This is a genomic window from Burkholderia sp. Bp9016, from assembly GCF_003857765.1.
Lineage (GTDB): Bacteria > Pseudomonadota > Gammaproteobacteria > Burkholderiales > Burkholderiaceae > Burkholderia.
In genome coordinates this window covers 50,671-65,480 of sequence record NZ_QTPY01000013.1, presented here as the reverse complement: position 1 = coordinate 65,480, position 14,810 = coordinate 50,671, and the positions used below count along the sequence as shown (strand labels likewise).

General features: G+C 67.5%; 13 protein-coding genes. 6 read left to right on the top strand and 7 right to left on the bottom strand.

Annotated elements, in window-relative coordinates; all coding sequences use genetic code 11:
• Window positions 1-7 precede the first annotated feature (7 nt).
• Both DIE13_RS17345 and DIE13_RS17340 read right to left on the bottom strand, forming a co-directional pair.
• Entirely contained in the window at window positions 8-1,408 is a 1,401-nt protein-coding gene (locus DIE13_RS17345) for an LLM class flavin-dependent oxidoreductase (RefSeq protein ID WP_124828314.1), read from the bottom strand.
• The gene (locus DIE13_RS17340) at window positions 1,405-2,664 is read right to left on the bottom strand and encodes an acyl-CoA dehydrogenase family protein (protein ID WP_124828313.1); all 1,260 of its coding nucleotides are present in this window, start codon (window positions 2,662-2,664) and stop codon (window positions 1,405-1,407) included. The genes DIE13_RS17345 and DIE13_RS17340 overlap by 4 nt, the downstream gene beginning before the upstream one ends.
• A gap of 294 nt (window positions 2,665-2,958) precedes the next feature.
• Here DIE13_RS17340 and DIE13_RS17335 point away from each other — a divergent pair, with 294 nt between their 5' ends.
• The gene (locus tag DIE13_RS17335) at window positions 2,959-4,197 is read left to right on the top strand and encodes an SfnB family sulfur acquisition oxidoreductase (RefSeq protein WP_124828312.1); all 1,239 of its coding nucleotides are present in this window, start codon (window positions 2,959-2,961) and stop codon (window positions 4,195-4,197) included.
• Between the two features lie 108 nt (window positions 4,198-4,305).
• On the opposite strand, the gene DIE13_RS17330 is transcribed toward DIE13_RS17335, so the two are convergent.
• Both DIE13_RS17330 and DIE13_RS17325 read right to left on the bottom strand, forming a co-directional pair.
• Window positions 4,306-5,238, bottom strand: a complete 933-nt coding sequence (locus DIE13_RS17330) for an esterase family protein (RefSeq protein ID WP_124828311.1) — start codon at window positions 5,236-5,238, stop codon at window positions 4,306-4,308.
• Between the two features lie 61 nt (window positions 5,239-5,299).
• Window positions 5,300-6,403 (bottom strand): OpgC domain-containing protein, encoded by a 1,104-nt coding sequence (locus DIE13_RS17325; protein WP_124828310.1) that lies wholly within the window; start codon window positions 6,401-6,403, stop codon window positions 5,300-5,302.
• A gap of 383 nt (window positions 6,404-6,786) precedes the next feature.
• On the opposite strand from DIE13_RS17325, the gene DIE13_RS17320 reads away from it, so the two are divergent.
• Complete coding sequence (locus DIE13_RS17320) at window positions 6,787-7,941, top strand: porin (RefSeq protein WP_124828309.1); 1,155 nt, start codon at window positions 6,787-6,789, stop codon at window positions 7,939-7,941.
• A gap of 44 nt (window positions 7,942-7,985) precedes the next feature.
• Here DIE13_RS17320 and DIE13_RS17315 read toward each other — a convergent pair whose 3' ends face one another.
• Complete coding sequence (locus tag DIE13_RS17315) at window positions 7,986-8,897, bottom strand: LysR family transcriptional regulator (RefSeq protein ID WP_124828308.1); 912 nt, start codon at window positions 8,895-8,897, stop codon at window positions 7,986-7,988.
• Between the two features lie 140 nt (window positions 8,898-9,037).
• Between DIE13_RS17315 and DIE13_RS17310 the strand changes: the two genes are divergently transcribed.
• Window positions 9,038-10,054, top strand: a complete 1,017-nt coding sequence (locus DIE13_RS17310) for an aldo/keto reductase (RefSeq protein ID WP_124828307.1) — start codon at window positions 9,038-9,040, stop codon at window positions 10,052-10,054.
• Window positions 10,055-10,182: 128 nt separating this feature from the next.
• Entirely contained in the window at window positions 10,183-10,923 is a 741-nt protein-coding gene (locus DIE13_RS17305; RefSeq protein ID WP_175750415.1) for a sulfite exporter TauE/SafE family protein, read from the top strand.
• Window positions 10,924-10,944: 21 nt separating this feature from the next.
• On the opposite strand, the gene DIE13_RS17300 is transcribed toward DIE13_RS17305, so the two are convergent.
• Together DIE13_RS17300 and DIE13_RS17295 are read right to left on the bottom strand one after the other, a co-directional pair.
• Complete coding sequence (locus tag DIE13_RS17300) at window positions 10,945-11,331, bottom strand: ester cyclase (protein WP_124828305.1); 387 nt, start codon at window positions 11,329-11,331, stop codon at window positions 10,945-10,947.
• 48 nt (window positions 11,332-11,379) lie between these two features.
• Entirely contained in the window at window positions 11,380-12,276 is an 897-nt protein-coding gene (locus DIE13_RS17295) for a LysR substrate-binding domain-containing protein (RefSeq protein ID WP_124828304.1), read from the bottom strand.
• A gap of 537 nt (window positions 12,277-12,813) precedes the next feature.
• Between DIE13_RS17295 and DIE13_RS17290 the strand changes: the two genes are divergently transcribed.
• Window positions 12,814-13,653: a peptidoglycan DD-metalloendopeptidase family protein gene (locus tag DIE13_RS17290; RefSeq protein WP_124828303.1), complete on the top strand. Its 840-nt coding sequence runs from the start codon at window positions 12,814-12,816 to the stop codon at window positions 13,651-13,653.
• A gap of 217 nt (window positions 13,654-13,870) precedes the next feature.
• Window positions 13,871-14,770 carry a class A beta-lactamase gene (gene bla, locus DIE13_RS17285; protein ID WP_124828302.1) on the top strand — a complete coding sequence of 300 codons (900 nt, stop codon included), beginning with the start codon at window positions 13,871-13,873 and terminating at the stop codon, window positions 14,768-14,770.
• The last annotated feature ends 40 nt before the right edge of the window (window positions 14,771-14,810 follow it).

Below are 14,810 nucleotides of genomic sequence, written 5' to 3'. Positions count from 1 at the left end.
ATGGCGCTCATGCGTAGTCGGCCTCCTGTTTGGCGCCGCGCTTGACCTGCTCGATGTCGCGAAACCGTGCGGCCGGATGAGCGTCCGGCAACCGCGCGGCGCCGCCGAACAGCTTCTCGCGCAGCGTGCCGGGCGCGTATTCGGTCGGGTAGACGCCGCGCCGCTGCAACTCTGGCACGAGGTGACGCACGATGTCCTCGAACGTTTCGTGCGCCACGGCGTACGCGAGATTGAAGCCGTCGACGTCGGTTTCGGCGACCCATTCCTGCAGGATGTCCGCGACCGTCTGCGCGGAGCCGACGAACACGGGGCCCATCCCGCCGATACCGCCCCACGCGGCCAGTTCCTCGATCGTCCACGCGGTGTCGCCACCGGCCAGATGCTCGACTGCCGACACGATCGCATTCGTTTCGACGCGCCTGACGGGATCGGTCGGCGCGTACTGGCCGAAGTCGATGCCGGTCCAGCCGGACATGAACACGAGCGAACCGTCGTACGACACGTAGCGGCGATATTCGTCGAACTTTGCCTGTGCCTTCTCGTCGGTCTCGTCGACGATCACCGTCACGAGGTTGTAGATCAGCACGTCGCGCGGGTCGCGCCCCGCGGCCGCAGCCTGTGCGCGCACGTCGGCGACATGGCGCGCGAGTTGCGCACGGGTGGGCGCGGCAACGAACACGCATTCGGCGTGCTGCGCGGCGAACGCCTTGCCGGGGCCGGACGCGCCGGCCTGGAACAGCACCGGCGTGCGCTGCGGCGACGGCTCGCACAGGTGATAGCCGGGCACGTCGAAGAACCGGCCCTTGTGGCCGATGTCGTGCACCTTCTCGGGATGCGTGAAGACGCGGCCGTCGCGATCGCGCACGACCGCGCCGTCTTCCCAGCTCCCCTCGAACAGCTTGTACAGCACCTCGACATATTCGGCCGCGACCGCATAGCGATCGTCATGTGTGCGCAGTCCGTCGTCGCCGACGTTCCTCGCGCCGCTTTCCAGGTACGACGTGACGATGTTCCATGCGAGCCGGCCCTTGGTGTGATGGTCGGCCGTCGACAGGCGGCGCGCGAAGGTGTACGGGTGCTCGAACGTCGTCGACGCGGTGATGCCGATGCCGAGATGTTCGGTCGCCATCGAGATCGGCGCGGCGAGTTGCAGCGGGTCGTTGACCGGAATCTGCGCGGCTTGATGCAGCGCGTGATAGTTGCTGCCGCGGTAGACGTCGTAATAGCCGATCACGTCCGCGATGAAGATCGCGTCGAAGATGCCGCGCTCGAGCACGCGGGCGAGATCGGTCCAGTAGTCGAGGTCCTTGTACTGCCACGAGCGGTCGCGCGGATGCGCCCACAGCCCCGGCGACTGATGACCGACGCAATTCATCTCGAATGCGTTGAAGCGAATGGTCTTGCTCATCGGGTCGCTCCCGTTTCGGTGCCGGCGCCTGCACCGTTGCCGACGCGCCAGACGAACGGCGGCGTGCGTCCGTTGACGATCCAGTCGCCGACGATCCGCGCCTTGTAGACGAGCGGATTGTGCGACGATACCGTGCGCGCATTGCGCCAGTGGCGGTCGAGCGCGGTCGTGCTGCGCGTCGCGGATGCGCCGAGCGCATCGAACAGCCGTGTCGCCGCGCGCAGCACGAGTTCCGACACGACGAGCTGGCTCTGCGCGGATTCGATTTCGGCCGCGACGTTCGCGTCGTGCTCGGCTTCGTCGTCGCCGCCGAAGCGTGCGACGTACGCGCGTTGCAGCGGCTGCGCGGCGCGCTGTGCGAGCGCGTCGGCCGCATACGCCCACGATGCGATTTCGCCGATCACCTGCTGGAGCTGCGCGTCGTCGCCGGCGCGCGCCGCGTTGCCGTGGCTGTACACGCGCGTGCGGCCGCGCACGAGTTCGCCGGCGTCGCGCACGATCGCATGGCCGATGCCGGCCAGCGTCGCGACGTGGAACAACTGGTAGAACGCGGTCTGATACTTGAAGCGGCGTGCGAAGTCGATCACGTTGTCGGCGTCGACCGCCGCATCCTCGAAGCGCGTCGTGCCGCTGCCGGTCGTGGTCTGGCCGAAGCCGTCCCAGTCGTCTTCGCGGATCACGCCTGGCTGTGCCGTGGCGACGGCGACGATCACGTCGCTGCCGTCGTGCGCGCGCTGCGCGAATACGTCGATCCAGTCGGCGAACAGGCTGCCCGTGCTGTAGAACTTGCGGCCGTTCAGCACGAGCCGGCCGTTTTGCTCGGACACCTTCGTGATGGTCTGGCCGAGCGGAACGTCGCCGGCCTCCGACCACGCGTTGCCGACCAGCTGGCCGTTCGCGAAACGGTCGAACCAGGCGCTGCGCTGCGGCCCGGGCGGCGCGTTCAGCCAGTCCTCGACGAACGCAAAGTGGCCGCGCAGCGCCTGCGGCAGATTGGAATCGGCCGTGGCGAGCTCGGTCAGCAGCTGGAACAGTTGCGGCAGCGACGCGCCGTCGCCGCCGTTGCGCACCGGCAGCCGTATCGCGCCGAAGCCGGCGTCCTTCAGCCAGCCGATCGCGTCGTGCGGCAGTTCGCGGCGGCGGTCGCGCTCGGCGGTGCCGTCGGCGATGCGCTCGAAGATCGGCCTGAAGCGGCTCGCGAGTGCGTCGTAGTCGGTGCCGGTGGAAAGATCGATGTCTGCGTGCGACGAAGTCATGCGTGTTCCTCGAAGGGCGGGGCCGTTTGCACCGGGAGAGCCAGTATAGGAAGCGTGACGCGAGCGTTCCAATAACGGATTCGCAGATCGTTATCGTCGATACGCATTACACGCGCGGCTGCGCGGAAGTCTCGACGTCAACGCGTCGATTGCGACGTCGAGGCGTGGAATCGAGCGCCGTGCCGCATCGTGTCGTTTGTTATCCGAAGGAATAACGTTACGAGAATCGCTCGGTTTGCCGGCCCGCGATGCACTGCTAGATTCAGTGCTTTCGTCATCCATCAGGAGAGCCCGATGTCCGATACGAACGCCACGATTCACGAGCAGCCGGCCGACGCGAAACCGCAGGTCGCCCGCGTGATCGCCGACGACGCACAGGCGATCGCGGCCGCGCATGCGCTGGCGCAGCGGCTCGCGCAAGGCGCGTCCGCCCGCGATCGCGAGCGCCGGTTGCCGCGCGACGAGATCGAGTGGTTCTCGCAGTCGGGGTTGTGGGCGATCACGGTGCCGAAGGCTTACGGCGGCGCGGGCGTGTCGCATGTGACGCTTACCGAGGTGATCAAGATCGTCGCAGCGGCCGACGGGTCGCTCGGGCAGTTGCCGCAAAATCATTTCGGGCTGGTCGACGTGATCGCGCTGGTCGGCACCGATGCGCAGAAGCGTCATTTCTTCGCGGAGATCCTGAGCGGCAAGCGGTTCGGCAACGGCTTTTCGGAGAAGGGTACGAAGCACGTGCTCGACCTGAAGACGCGCGTGCGCCGTGACGGCGACGACCATGTCGTCGACGGCACGAAGTTCTATTCGACGGGCGCGCTGTTCGCGCACTACGTGCCGGTGCTCGGCCTCGACGATGCGCAGCAGGCGTGGCTCGCATACGTGCCGCAGCCGACGCCCGGGCTCACCGTGATCGACGACTGGTCGGGCTTCGGCCAGCGCACGACCGCGAGCGGCACGGTCGTGCTCGATCGCGTGCGTGTGCCGGCGTCGCATGTGCTGCCCGCACAGCGCGTATCGGACGAGCCGACGCTCAACGGCCCGCTGTCGCAGATCATCCAGGCGGCGATCGATGCAGGAATCGCGAAGGCGGCCATCGCCGATACCGAGGCGTTCGTGCGCACCCGCACGCGTCCGTGGGTCGACAGCGGTGTTGAGCGGGCCACCGACGATCCGCTGATCGTGCGCGAAATCGGCCGGCTGCACATCCAGCTTCATGCGGCGGAAGCGCTGCTCGAACGCGCGGCGCGCACGCTGGACGAGATCGGGGCACGCGGCACGGTGACGGACGACGACGTTGCGCGCGCATCGGTCGCCGTCGGCGAAGCGAAAGTGCTGACGACGGAAATCGCGCTGCTCGCGGGCGAGAAGCTGTTCGAGCTGGCAGGCACGCAGTCGACGCTGGCCGAACACAATCTCGATCGCCACTGGCGCAACGCGCGCACGCATACGCTGCACGATCCGGTGCGCTGGAAATATCACCTCGTCGGCAACTACTACCTGAATGGCGTGCGTCCGGCGCGCCATGCGTGGAACTGAGCGTTGCACCAGGCGGTGCGCCGCCACACACATCGCGCCGGAGGACGCGGCGCAGTGCAGCTCGGGATGACGTGAAGGGTGACGCGTCAGGCGCGCGACCGGGCTTCGTCACTTCACGCATTCGAGCGCGTATTTCAGGCCCTGGCCGAGCAATCCGCGCCACACTTCCCATGTATGCCCGCCGCCGACGATGCGCAACTCGGCCGCGTTCTGCGCGCGCCGCAGGTGCGTGTACAGCACGCTCGATTCCGCCTGGATCGTCAGGTCGTCGTCACCGGCCGCGATGAACATCGGCACGCGCCAGTTGCGCGCGAAATAGCCGCGCATCAGCGTCGGGTAGTTGAGCTCGTGCCACACGCGCGGATCGAACTGCCGGTCGCCGAATACGCCGACGTAGCGCGCGGCGGAATTGAGCGGCGGCTCGTTCGCGTAGATCGCGGGACTGAGCAGCATCGCGCCGCAGAACAGGCCCGGCTCGAGCAGCGAGAAACGCAGCGCGCCGAAACCGCCCATCGACACGCCGCCGATCGCGCGGCCCGCGCGCTGGTTCGATACCGCGAAGTGCGCTTCGACTTCCGGCAGCAGGTCGTTGAGAAACGCACTCTGCATCTTCTCCTTGCGATCGACGTACCAGTCGGTGCCGCCTTGCGGCATCACGATCACGACGGGCGGAATCTCGTGGCGTTCGATCAGCGTGTCGGTCGTGGCCTGTAGCCGGCCCTGCGTGATCCAGTCGTTCGCGTTGCCGGCATTGCCGTGCAGCAGGTACATCACCGGATAGCGCGCGCCCTCCGGGTTGTAGCCGGGCGGCAGGTAGACCGTATAGGACCAGTCGCGCTTCAGCGACGCCGAACGAAACGAGCGCAGCACGATGCTGCTGCCGGGATTGACCGGTGCTTCCTGCGCGGCCGGCACCGACGGGGCGGCCTGGACCGTCGACGGCGAGGCAGGCGTTGTCGCGGTCGCGCCCTGGGTGGCATGGGCGGTGGCGACGGAGCTGGCGAGCAGGGCGACGGCGAACGGAAGGGCAAGTCGGCGCATGGCGAATTGTTTCAGGTAGGGCGCCCGCTATCGTAGCAGCGGTGGGTGATGGCGCGGTGCGTCATCGCCGCGAACGGAGCGGGAACGGCAGTCGCGACACGAACGGCGCATAGAGCTTCGCGACGAGATACAGCAAGCCGATCGCGACGACGTCGGCGGTCAGGCCGAGCGGCACGTCGAGATAGCCTTCGGTCGCCTGGTACAGCAGCGAATCGACCGCGAGCGAGATGCAGGTGCCGGCGACGAAGCACAGCAGCCCCTGCCGGCCGATCGTGCCGATCCACGGCATCGCGTGTGCGACTTTCTTCATCCACCCGAGGTGCACGAGCTTGGCCGCGAGCCATGCGATCGCGAGGAAGTTTCCGAGCCGCAGCGCGCCGAGGTTCTGCTTGATCGACGGATCGGTCGGGAACGGCTCGACGCGCAGCCGGTAGTACGCGCCAGCCGCGACGATCGCGAGCGCCGCGGCCGTGAGCAGCCAGCCCTGCGGTTTCGGCGCGAGCGTCTGGTACACCGGCTGGCAGCGCGCGATCACACCGAACACGAACAGGAATTGCCACGCGAACGGATTGAAGTCCCACGGCATGCCTTCGACTGTCGGCAGGAAGCGCGCGACATGCGGCGCCGCGTACCACAGCGATCCGCTGAACGCGAGCAGCAACCACGGTTGCGTGCGCGCGAGCGGCAGCGCGAGCGGGACGAGCAGCGCGAAGAACGCGTACATCGGCAGCACCGATGCGAGATACGGCTGGCGGCGGAACAGCAGGATGTCGCGCAGCGCCGCGAGCGGCTTGTGGAGCAGGCCGTCGAGATCGTTGGTCGGCATGTTCGGGCCGTCGATCGAGAATGCGTTTAGCACGGCCGTGATCAACAGCATCAGGCCGGCCGTCACCAGAAACGCGCGATAGATCTCGAACGCGCGCCGGATGAAGCGCTGGCGCGCGGCGGCCTCGTCGTGGCGCTCGGCGAGCGCGTTGTACGCGATGGCGGTGGCGAAGCCGCCGAGGAACACGAACACCTCGGCCGCATCGCACAGAGCGTACGCATGCAGCGTCACGCGCGACAGGATGCTGCCGCCGATGTGGTCGACGACGATCACGAGCAGCACGAGTCCGCGGAAGAAATCGAGCTCGGCGTAGCGGCCGGGCCGGGCGGCGGCGGTCATCGGGCCGCCTCCCGGCGTGCGCCGCGTGCGCGGCTGGCAGCTGCCGCGCGTGAATCGGGGTGAAGCATGACTTCGTGGAGAAATGACGAACGGATGCGCATTGTGCCATCGATGCGACATCGCCCGGGTTTATGCGGATGGCGGGCCGGTCAGCCGCGGCCGGCAAGCTCGGTCGGGCAGGCAGGCGGGCCGGGCAGTTGGACGAGCGCAACGCTTTGCATGCCGGCTCTACGTCCCCGATGGACGGCTGGTTTGCGACGTGACACCATTTTGTCCTCGCGGCCGCACACCGCGTTGTCCGCCCTGCGGGCCAGTTACATATAAACAGACAAACGATTCGCCGGGCGCAAGGCCTGCCCGGCACCCGGCTCCGGAGATCCGTCATGAAGAAGCACGCCATTTTTGCCGCCGCGCTGGCAGCGTTCGCCGCGCCGGCCTTCGCGCAGGACAGCGTCACGCTGTACGGCCTGATCGACGAAGGCTTCAACTACACGAACAACGTGAACGTGAACGGGGTCGGAAAAGCGGATTACCAGCTTGCGAGCGGCTATGCGCAGGGCAGCCGCTGGGGCCTGAAAGGCAGCGAGGACCTGGGCGGCGGGCTGAAGGCGATCTTCACGCTGGAAAGCGGCTTCGACGTGAACAACGGCCGGTTCAACCAGGGCGGCCGGATGTTCGGCCGTCAGGCGTTCGTCGGGTTGAGCGCGTCGCGCTTCGGCACGCTGACGTTTGGCCGCCAGTACGACTCCGTCGTCGACTATCTCGCGCCGCTGACCGCGAACGGCAACTGGGGCGGCACGCTGTTCTCGCATCCGTTCGACAACGACAACACGGACAACTCGTTCCGCGTCAACAACACGGTCAAGTACGCGAGCCCCGACTGGAACGGGCTGACCTTCGGCGGCACCTACAGCTTCAGCAACAGCACCGGCTTCTCGACCAATCGGCAGTACAGCGTCGGCGCGCAGTATTCGCTGGCCGGGTTGCAGGTCGCGGCCGCGTATCTGCAGGCGAACAGCCCGGGCGTCGGCAGCGCGGGCGCGATCGCGGCGGACGACGCGAACTTCGTCGCCGACCGCCTGCGCATCTTCGGCGGCGGCATCAACTACACGTTCGGGCCGGCGACGGTCGGCTTCGTGTATACGAAGGCCGATATGAAGAACCCGGTGTCGACCGTTTACCTGCCGGCGGCGACGTTCGCCGGCCTTGGGCTCACCGCGACGAAATTCCAGAACTTCGAAATCAACGGCAAGTACCAGCTCACGCCCGATTTCTACCTCGGCGCGCAGTACGTGTACACGGACGGCAAGTTCGACGCGGCGTCCGGCGCGCTCAGCCCGAAATACCATACGGTCGGCCTGATGGCCGACTACAGCCTGTCCAAGCGCACCGACGTGTACCTGCAGGGCGCATGGCAGAAGGTTGCCGGCGACAAGACGGGCACCGCGGCCGACGGCGGTTACGTCGTCGGCACCGACGGCCCGTCGTCGTCGTCGAACCAGTTCGCGGTGCGCGCCGCGATCCGCCACAAGTTCTGAGTGCGCGATACCGGGCCGGGGCCTGATCGCCCCGGCGGCGGTCGTCATGCCGCCCGGTGCGGGCCGCCGAGCGTTTGCGCGAGCCAGTCGACGAAGGTCCGCACGCGTGGCGCCAGATGTCGGCCGTGCGGAAACACGACCGACACCGGCAGCGGCGGGGCATGCCATTCCGGCAGCACCTCGACCAGCGAACCGTCTTCGATGAGCGGCGCGAGCCCGTCGCGCGGCGCCTGGATCAGCCCGAGGCCCGCGACGCAGCATGCGAGATACGCTTGCGAGCTGTTGACCGAGACGACGCTGCGCATCTTCACCTTATGCAGCTCGCCCGAATCCATATCCGCATATTCCCAGTCCAGCTCGCGGCCCGTGCGGTTCGAGAAATAGCCGACCGCGAGGTGGTCGGGCAAATCGTCCGGCGAGCGCGGCGTGCCGTATTGCGCGAGATAGCCGGGCGACGCGCAATTGATCTGCGCCATCTCGCCGATGCGCCGCGCGACGAGCGACGTGTCGGACAGCACGCCGACCCGCACCGCGCAGTCGATCCCGTCGGCGACGAGATCGACGAAGCGGTCGGACGTGCTCAGCACGACGCGCAGGTCGGGATAGCGTGCGTGGAAATCCGGCAGCGCCGGAATCACTTCGTTCAGCGCGAAGCGCTCGGGCAGGTCGACGCGGATCAGGCCGCGCTGCGCCGCGCCGGCTTCTTCGAACAGCGTCTCGGCGTCGTCGAGATCGGCGAGCAACCGCGTGCAGCGCTCGTAGTAGGTCGCACCCTCGACGGTCAGTGCGACGCGCCGGGTGGTTCGCTGCAGCAGGCGCACCCTCAGGTGTTTTTCCAGATACTGGACGGCATTGCTCACCGTCGGGCGCGGCAATTGCAGTTGCTCGGCCGCCTTCGTGAAGCTGCCGAGGTGGGCGACGCGCGCAAAGATGCGCATTGCTTGCAGATGATCCATGCGGGGCGGGGCGTTGGGGAATGGGCAGAGGCTCCATTGTTAATCAGCGTCGAATGATTTGGTTGGGTGTTTCGCGTTTATCGCGCGCGGCAATGCGTCCAGAATCCGGCTCATTCACTCACCACTGCAAGGAAACGGACATGGACAAGCGTCAACTGGGCCGCACGGGCCCGCAGGTTTCGGCGATTGCACTCGGCTGCATGGGGATGTCGGATTTCTACGGGCCGGCGGATCGCGATGAGAGCATCGCGACGCTGCACACGGCGCTCGACAACGGGGTCACATTGCTCGATACGGGCGACTTCTACGGGATGGGCGACAACGAAATGCTGATTCGCGATGCGCTGCGCGGCCGGACCCGCGGCCAGGTGCTGATCAGCGTGAAGTTCGGCGCGCTGCGCGATCCGGCCGGTGCGTTCGCCGGTTACGACGCGCGGCCCGAGGCGATCCGGAACTTCGTCGCGTATTCGCTGAAGCGGCTCGGCACCGACCATATCGACATCTACCGGCCCGCTCGCGTCGATCCGGCCGTGCCGATCGAGGAGACGGTCGGTGCGATCGCCGATCTCGTGAAGGCTGGCTACGTGCGCCATATCGGTCTGTCGGAACTCGGCGCCGACACGATCCGCCGCGCGGCGGCCGTCGCGCCGATCGCCGACCTGCAGATCGAGTACTCGTTGCTGTCGCGCGGGATCGAGGCAGACATCCTGCCGACCTGTCGCGAACTGGGGATCGGCGTGACCGCGTATGGTGTGCTGTCGCGCGGGCTGCTCGGCGGCGGCTGGAGCGCGGCGCGGCAGGGCGAGCGCGATTTCCGCGCGGCCAGCCCGCGCTTCCAGGGCGAGAACCTCGCGCACAACCTTGCGCTGGTCGACGCGCTGCGCGCGATTGCCGGCGAGAAGGGCAGCAATCCCGCGCAGATCGCGATCGCATGGGCGCTGTCGCGCGGCGACGACATCGTGCCGCTGATCGGCGCACGCAAGCGCACCCAACTGCAGGACGCGTTGCAGGCGTCTAAATTGCAACTAACGGTCAATGATCTCGCGCGCATCGAAGCGGCGGTTCCCGCCGGGGCGGCTGCCGGCGAGCGTTATCCGGCCGCGCAGATGGCGCACCTCGACAGCGAGCAGGGCCGGGGGCCGGCGCACGGTGCATGAACGACGCGGCTGGCCGGATGACGAGGCACGTCGGACGGGCCCGAGCCAGCCTCAGGCAAAGCCAGATGGCCGGCGGCGCGAAGGTGATTCACCATCGGCGCCGTATTCAACCGGACGGAATGCCATTCATGCATATTCATACGCTGACGATCATCGTGCTGGTCTTTCTGCTGGCGGGTGCGGTCAAGGGGATGATCGGCCTGGGGTTGCCGACGATCGCGATGGGGCTGCTCACGCTGGCGATGCCGCCGTCGGCGGCCGCGAGCCTGCTGCTCGTGCCGTCGTTCGTCACCAACGTGTGGCAGCTGTGGCTGGGGCCGTCGTTCGGGCCGCTGCTGCGTCGTCTGTGGCCGCTGCTCGTCGGGTTGACGATCGGCACGCTGACGGGCGGCCTGCCCGCGCTAGCGGCCGGCAACGCGTGGACGCACGCGGCGCTTGGCGTCGCGCTGATCGCGTACGGCTGCTGGGGGCTCGCCGCTGCGCGGCTGCCCGCGCCGGGGCGTCACGAAAAGGGGTTGTCGGCTGTGGTCGGCTACCTGACCGGCGTCGTGACAGCTGCGACCGGCGTGTTCGTCGTGCCGGCCGTGCCGTACCTGCAGGCGCTGCGCCTGTCGAAGGACGATCTGATCCAGGCGCTCGGGTTGTCGTTTACCGCGTCGACGATCGCGCTCGGCCTGCAGCTGCGCGTGACGGGCGCACTGCAGACGGTCGATCTCGGCGTATCGGCGCTGGCGCTCGTGCCGGCGCTCGCGGGGATGGTCGGCGGCCAGTATGCGCGCCGCGTGATGAGCGAGAAGGCATTCAAGCGCTGCTTCTTCGCCGGGATGATCGCGCTCGGCGCATACATGGCCGCGTCGGGGCTGCGATGAACGTCGCGGCGGCCGGCGTCTTCACAGTTGCGCTTCGATCGCCGCCTTGTCGATCACCGACCACACCTGCCGGATCTTGCCGTCGTGAAATTCGTAGATCACGTTCTCGGCGAACGTGACACGCGTGCCGTCGACGGCGAGTCCCATGAACGTCCCTTTCGGCGCACACGCGAAGCGAAGCCGGCACGCGACGCGCGGCGGTTCGCACACCAGCAGCCGGATGTCGAAGTGCAGATCCGGAATGTCGCGGAAGTCCTGCTCCAGCAGCGCGCGATAACCGGATAGCCCGAGCGGCCGGTCGTTGTGAATCACGTTGTCGGCGACGTGCTCGCCGAGCGCCGCCCAGTCCTGCCGGTTCAGGCAGTCGATATACGCGCGGTAGCGGGTAGCGAGATCGGTTTCTGCCATGGCCATGCCTCCGTAGGTATCGATGGGGGGCGCCGGATCCGGCGCGCGCTACCGCGACGCGGTCTCGCCCGAGAGGAACGCGACGAACGCCTGCGTGTATTTCGGCAGGGCATCGAACGATCGCGCACAGAGCGTCAGCTTGCGGTGGCTCCACGCGTCGGACAGCTCGACGAGCCGCACGTCCATCGTCTGCGTCGCCCGCTCGGCCGCATGGCGCGACACGATGCCGATTCCGACGTCGCTTTCGATCATGCGGCAGATCGCGTCGAAACTCTTCAACTGCACACGGTAACGGATCCGCTTGCCGAGCGCGCGTGCCTGATCCGCGAGATGGACCTGCAGCGCGCTGCCGTCGGTCAGCCCGATGAAATCCGCGTCGACGATTTCGTCGAACCCGACCTTGTCGCGCGCTGCGAGCGCGTGCGCGGCCGGCACGACGGCGATCAGCCAGTCCTCGCGGAACGGCTTCTGTTCCAGCCCGCCGAGCCCGACCGAATCCGCGACGATCCCGACCTCGGCCGTCTTGTTGCGGATCGCATGCACGATCTCCTGGCTCGAGCGTTCCTCGACGCTGATCGACAGTTTCGGATGGTGCGGCAGATACGCGGCGAGCGCATCGGGCAGGTACTCGCTCAGCGATGCCGTATTGCACAGCAGCCGGATGTGCCCGCGCAGCCCCTGGCCGTATTGCTGCAGTTCGCCGCGCATGTGGTCGATCTGCTGCAGCACGGTGCGCGCGTGGTGTTCGAGCGCAAGGCCGGCGTCGGTCGGCTGCGCGCCCGACTTGGTCCGGTGCAGCAGCGGCACGCCGAGCTCGTCCTCCATCCCGCGAATGCGCTCGCTCGCGGCCTGCAGCGTGATGTGAGTGCGCTCGGCGCCGCTGGTGATCGTGCCGGCCTCGCAGATGTTCAGGAAAAGCCGCAGGTCGGTCAGGTCGAAGCGCATGGTCGGGCGGGGGCGCGTAAGGATTGGAATGGCCGATAAGTTAGCAGGAACTGCAGCCGCGGTCTCAGGCTGCGCTTGAGGCCCCGTTCGCCGGTTCCGCATTTTCGGGGCACGATCGATCCCGGATCATGACCGCATATCAATCAGGGGAGACTGTCATGCGAGTCGATTCGTCGTGGGTGGTGTCGTTCAAGATCGCGCTGCACCTGCTGTTCTTGTGCATCGGCGTCGCGTGGGCGTGCGCCGAACTGGTGGACTGGTTGCGCTGAGCCGAGCGGGCGGTGCGGGCGGGTTTCGCTGTCCGGCGCGCCTGCCAGTTTATCGAAAGCTATTCGAAATAACGGCGTATCGCGAAATTTCCTTCGCCTGATGAGTAGAGGGCTGTCAAATTATTCCGAATTTGATCGTATTTTTGGCAATAAAGCCGCTTTGGTGCCGGGTTCGTGATCGTTTGTCATCATTGTTTGCATCCGGTTACACGTCGGTCGTTCCGTTTTTGAGATGCTTGAAAGATTGTCAAACCGGAACCGATCGTCCATGAAACAGCACGAGATTTACCGCAAGGCGGCGTGGTTGTCGGGCCTGGCCGCCGTGCTCGTCATGGCCGGTTGTGCAAGCACGCAGTCCGTTGCGCCAAGCGACACGATGGCGGGTTCAGCGCCGCCGGGTCAGTCTGCCGCGGCGCCGTCGGCTGCCGCGCCGGCCGCGCCAGCGCAGGCGCCGATCCTCGTCGCGCAGAAGTACGTCGTGAAGCGCGGCGACACGCTGTCGGGCATCGCGTCGTCGAACGACTGCAGCGTGGCGGAGTTGCGCACCTGGAACAGGCTCGACGCGCGCAGCACGCTGCGTACGGGGCAGGTGCTGCGTATCGTCCGGCAGCAGCCGTTGCAGGCGCCGGGTTCGACCGGCAGCACACAGCAGGCCGCTGCCGCGAGCGATGCGGCGACCGGTGCATCGGCCTCGAGCGACCGGCAGGTCGTGAAGGAAACGAAGCGGCACGCGGGAGCGGTCACGCTCACGTGGCCTGCGCAAGGGCGGATCGTCGACGCGTTCCGGCCCGGGCAGAACCGCGGCATCCAGATCGCCGGGCGGTCCGGCGACCCGGTCCGTGCGGCGGCCGACGGACGCGTGATGTATGCGGGTACGGGCCTGAACGATTACGGCAGTCTGATCATCGTCCAGCACAACGCGGATTTTCTGACGGCGTATGCGCATAACCGCAAGCTGCTGGTGAAAACCGGCGACATCGTGCACCGGGGCGACGAGATCGCCGAGATGGGCGATCTCGACAACTCGCGCGTCGCGCTGCTATTCGAGGTGCGGCGCGACGGCAAGCCGGTCAATCCGATGCCTTACCTGCCGTCGTCGCAAGGCTGACGTGCGTCGCGCTGCTGGAACGCGGGCGCACTCGCTGCTACGCTAGAACCTGTTCATGCGACCCCGTTCATCGGGGCAGACGGACGTCTTTCGGGGATGCGCGGCCAATGGCCGCCGCGAGCCGGCCGTCGGCGTGAACCGGCGCGCATCGTTGAGTTGTCGCGTTGCGCACCTGCGTTGCTTCGTGCCACCGTTTCCGACAGAACACCAGATATCCATGGAACACTCTCCGACACGCCGCTCGCTGTTGCTCGCCGCCGTCGCCGCACCGTTCGTCGCGGCGTGCTCGTCGGCGCCCGTGGCCGACCAGGGGCGCGCCCACGCCGCGCAAGCCGATCTCGCCACGCTCGAAAAAGCATCGAACGGCCGGCTCGGCGTCGCCGTGCTCGATACGTCGAACGGCACGCGCATCGCGTATCACGCACGCGAGCGCTTCCCGCTGTGCGGTACCTATGCGGTTTCCGCCGCCGCCGCGATACTCGCGCGCGGCGCGCTCGACGCATCGCTGCTGCCGCGCCGCATCCTGTATCGCCGCTACGACGTCGTGGCCGGCTCGCCGGTCACGGAAAGCCACGTCGACACGGGGATGACGATCGCGCAGCTGTGCGTCGCGCTGCTGCAGTCGGGCGACAAGGGCGCGGGCAACCTGCTGATGAACGTGCTCGGCGGCCCGCAGGCCGTGACCGCGTTCGCACACGAGAGCGGCGACACCACGTTCCGCCTCGACCGCTGGGAACCCGAGCTGAACGAGGCCGCGCCTCACGACGTGCGCGATACGTCGACGCCGGTCGCGATGGTCGACATGATGAAGCGCCTGCTGCTCGGCGACACGCTGGGCGAGCCGCAGCGCGCGCAGTTGACGGAGTGGCTGGCCGGCGGCACGCGCGGAGCGACCGGGATCGCGGCCGGCGTGCCGCCCGGCTGGCGCATCGCGGACAAGACCGGCAGCGGCGGCTACGGCACGACGACCGACGTGGCGGTGGTCTGGCCGCCGTCGCGCGCACCGATCGTGATGGCCATCTCGTTCACGCAGCCGCGTGCCGATGCGGCCGCGCGTGCCGACGTCGTCGCGTCGGCCGCGCGCATCGCATCGCGCGCGCTCGTCCCGACGGCCTGAGCGCGCGGCAAACCTCGCGCAAAGCCGGCGTTTGGCTTAT

Excerpts from the sequence above, each read along its gene's own strand:
- DIE13_RS17345 (WP_124828314.1), bottom strand. The coding sequence starts at position 1,408 with ATGAGCAAGACCATTCGCTTCAACGCATTCGAGATGAATTGCGTCGGT.
- DIE13_RS17340 (WP_124828313.1), bottom strand. The coding sequence starts at position 2,664 with ATGACTTCGTCGCACGCAGACATCGATCTTTCCACCGGCACCGACTAC.
- DIE13_RS17335 (WP_124828312.1), top strand. The coding sequence starts at position 2,959 with ATGTCCGATACGAACGCCACGATTCACGAGCAGCCGGCCGACGCGAAA.
- DIE13_RS17330 (WP_124828311.1), bottom strand. The coding sequence starts at position 5,238 with ATGCGCCGACTTGCCCTTCCGTTCGCCGTCGCCCTGCTCGCCAGCTCC.
- DIE13_RS17325 (WP_124828310.1), bottom strand. The coding sequence starts at position 6,403 with ATGACCGCCGCCGCCCGGCCCGGCCGCTACGCCGAGCTCGATTTCTTC.
- DIE13_RS17320 (WP_124828309.1), top strand. The coding sequence starts at position 6,787 with ATGAAGAAGCACGCCATTTTTGCCGCCGCGCTGGCAGCGTTCGCCGCG.
- DIE13_RS17315 (WP_124828308.1), bottom strand. The coding sequence starts at position 8,897 with ATGGATCATCTGCAAGCAATGCGCATCTTTGCGCGCGTCGCCCACCTC.
- DIE13_RS17310 (WP_124828307.1), top strand. The coding sequence starts at position 9,038 with ATGGACAAGCGTCAACTGGGCCGCACGGGCCCGCAGGTTTCGGCGATT.
- DIE13_RS17305 (WP_175750415.1), top strand. The coding sequence starts at position 10,183 with ATGCATATTCATACGCTGACGATCATCGTGCTGGTCTTTCTGCTGGCG.
- DIE13_RS17300 (WP_124828305.1), bottom strand. The coding sequence starts at position 11,331 with ATGGCAGAAACCGATCTCGCTACCCGCTACCGCGCGTATATCGACTGC.
- DIE13_RS17295 (WP_124828304.1), bottom strand. The coding sequence starts at position 12,276 with ATGCGCTTCGACCTGACCGACCTGCGGCTTTTCCTGAACATCTGCGAG.
- DIE13_RS17290 (WP_124828303.1), top strand. The coding sequence starts at position 12,814 with ATGAAACAGCACGAGATTTACCGCAAGGCGGCGTGGTTGTCGGGCCTG.
- bla (WP_124828302.1), top strand. The coding sequence starts at position 13,871 with ATGGAACACTCTCCGACACGCCGCTCGCTGTTGCTCGCCGCCGTCGCC.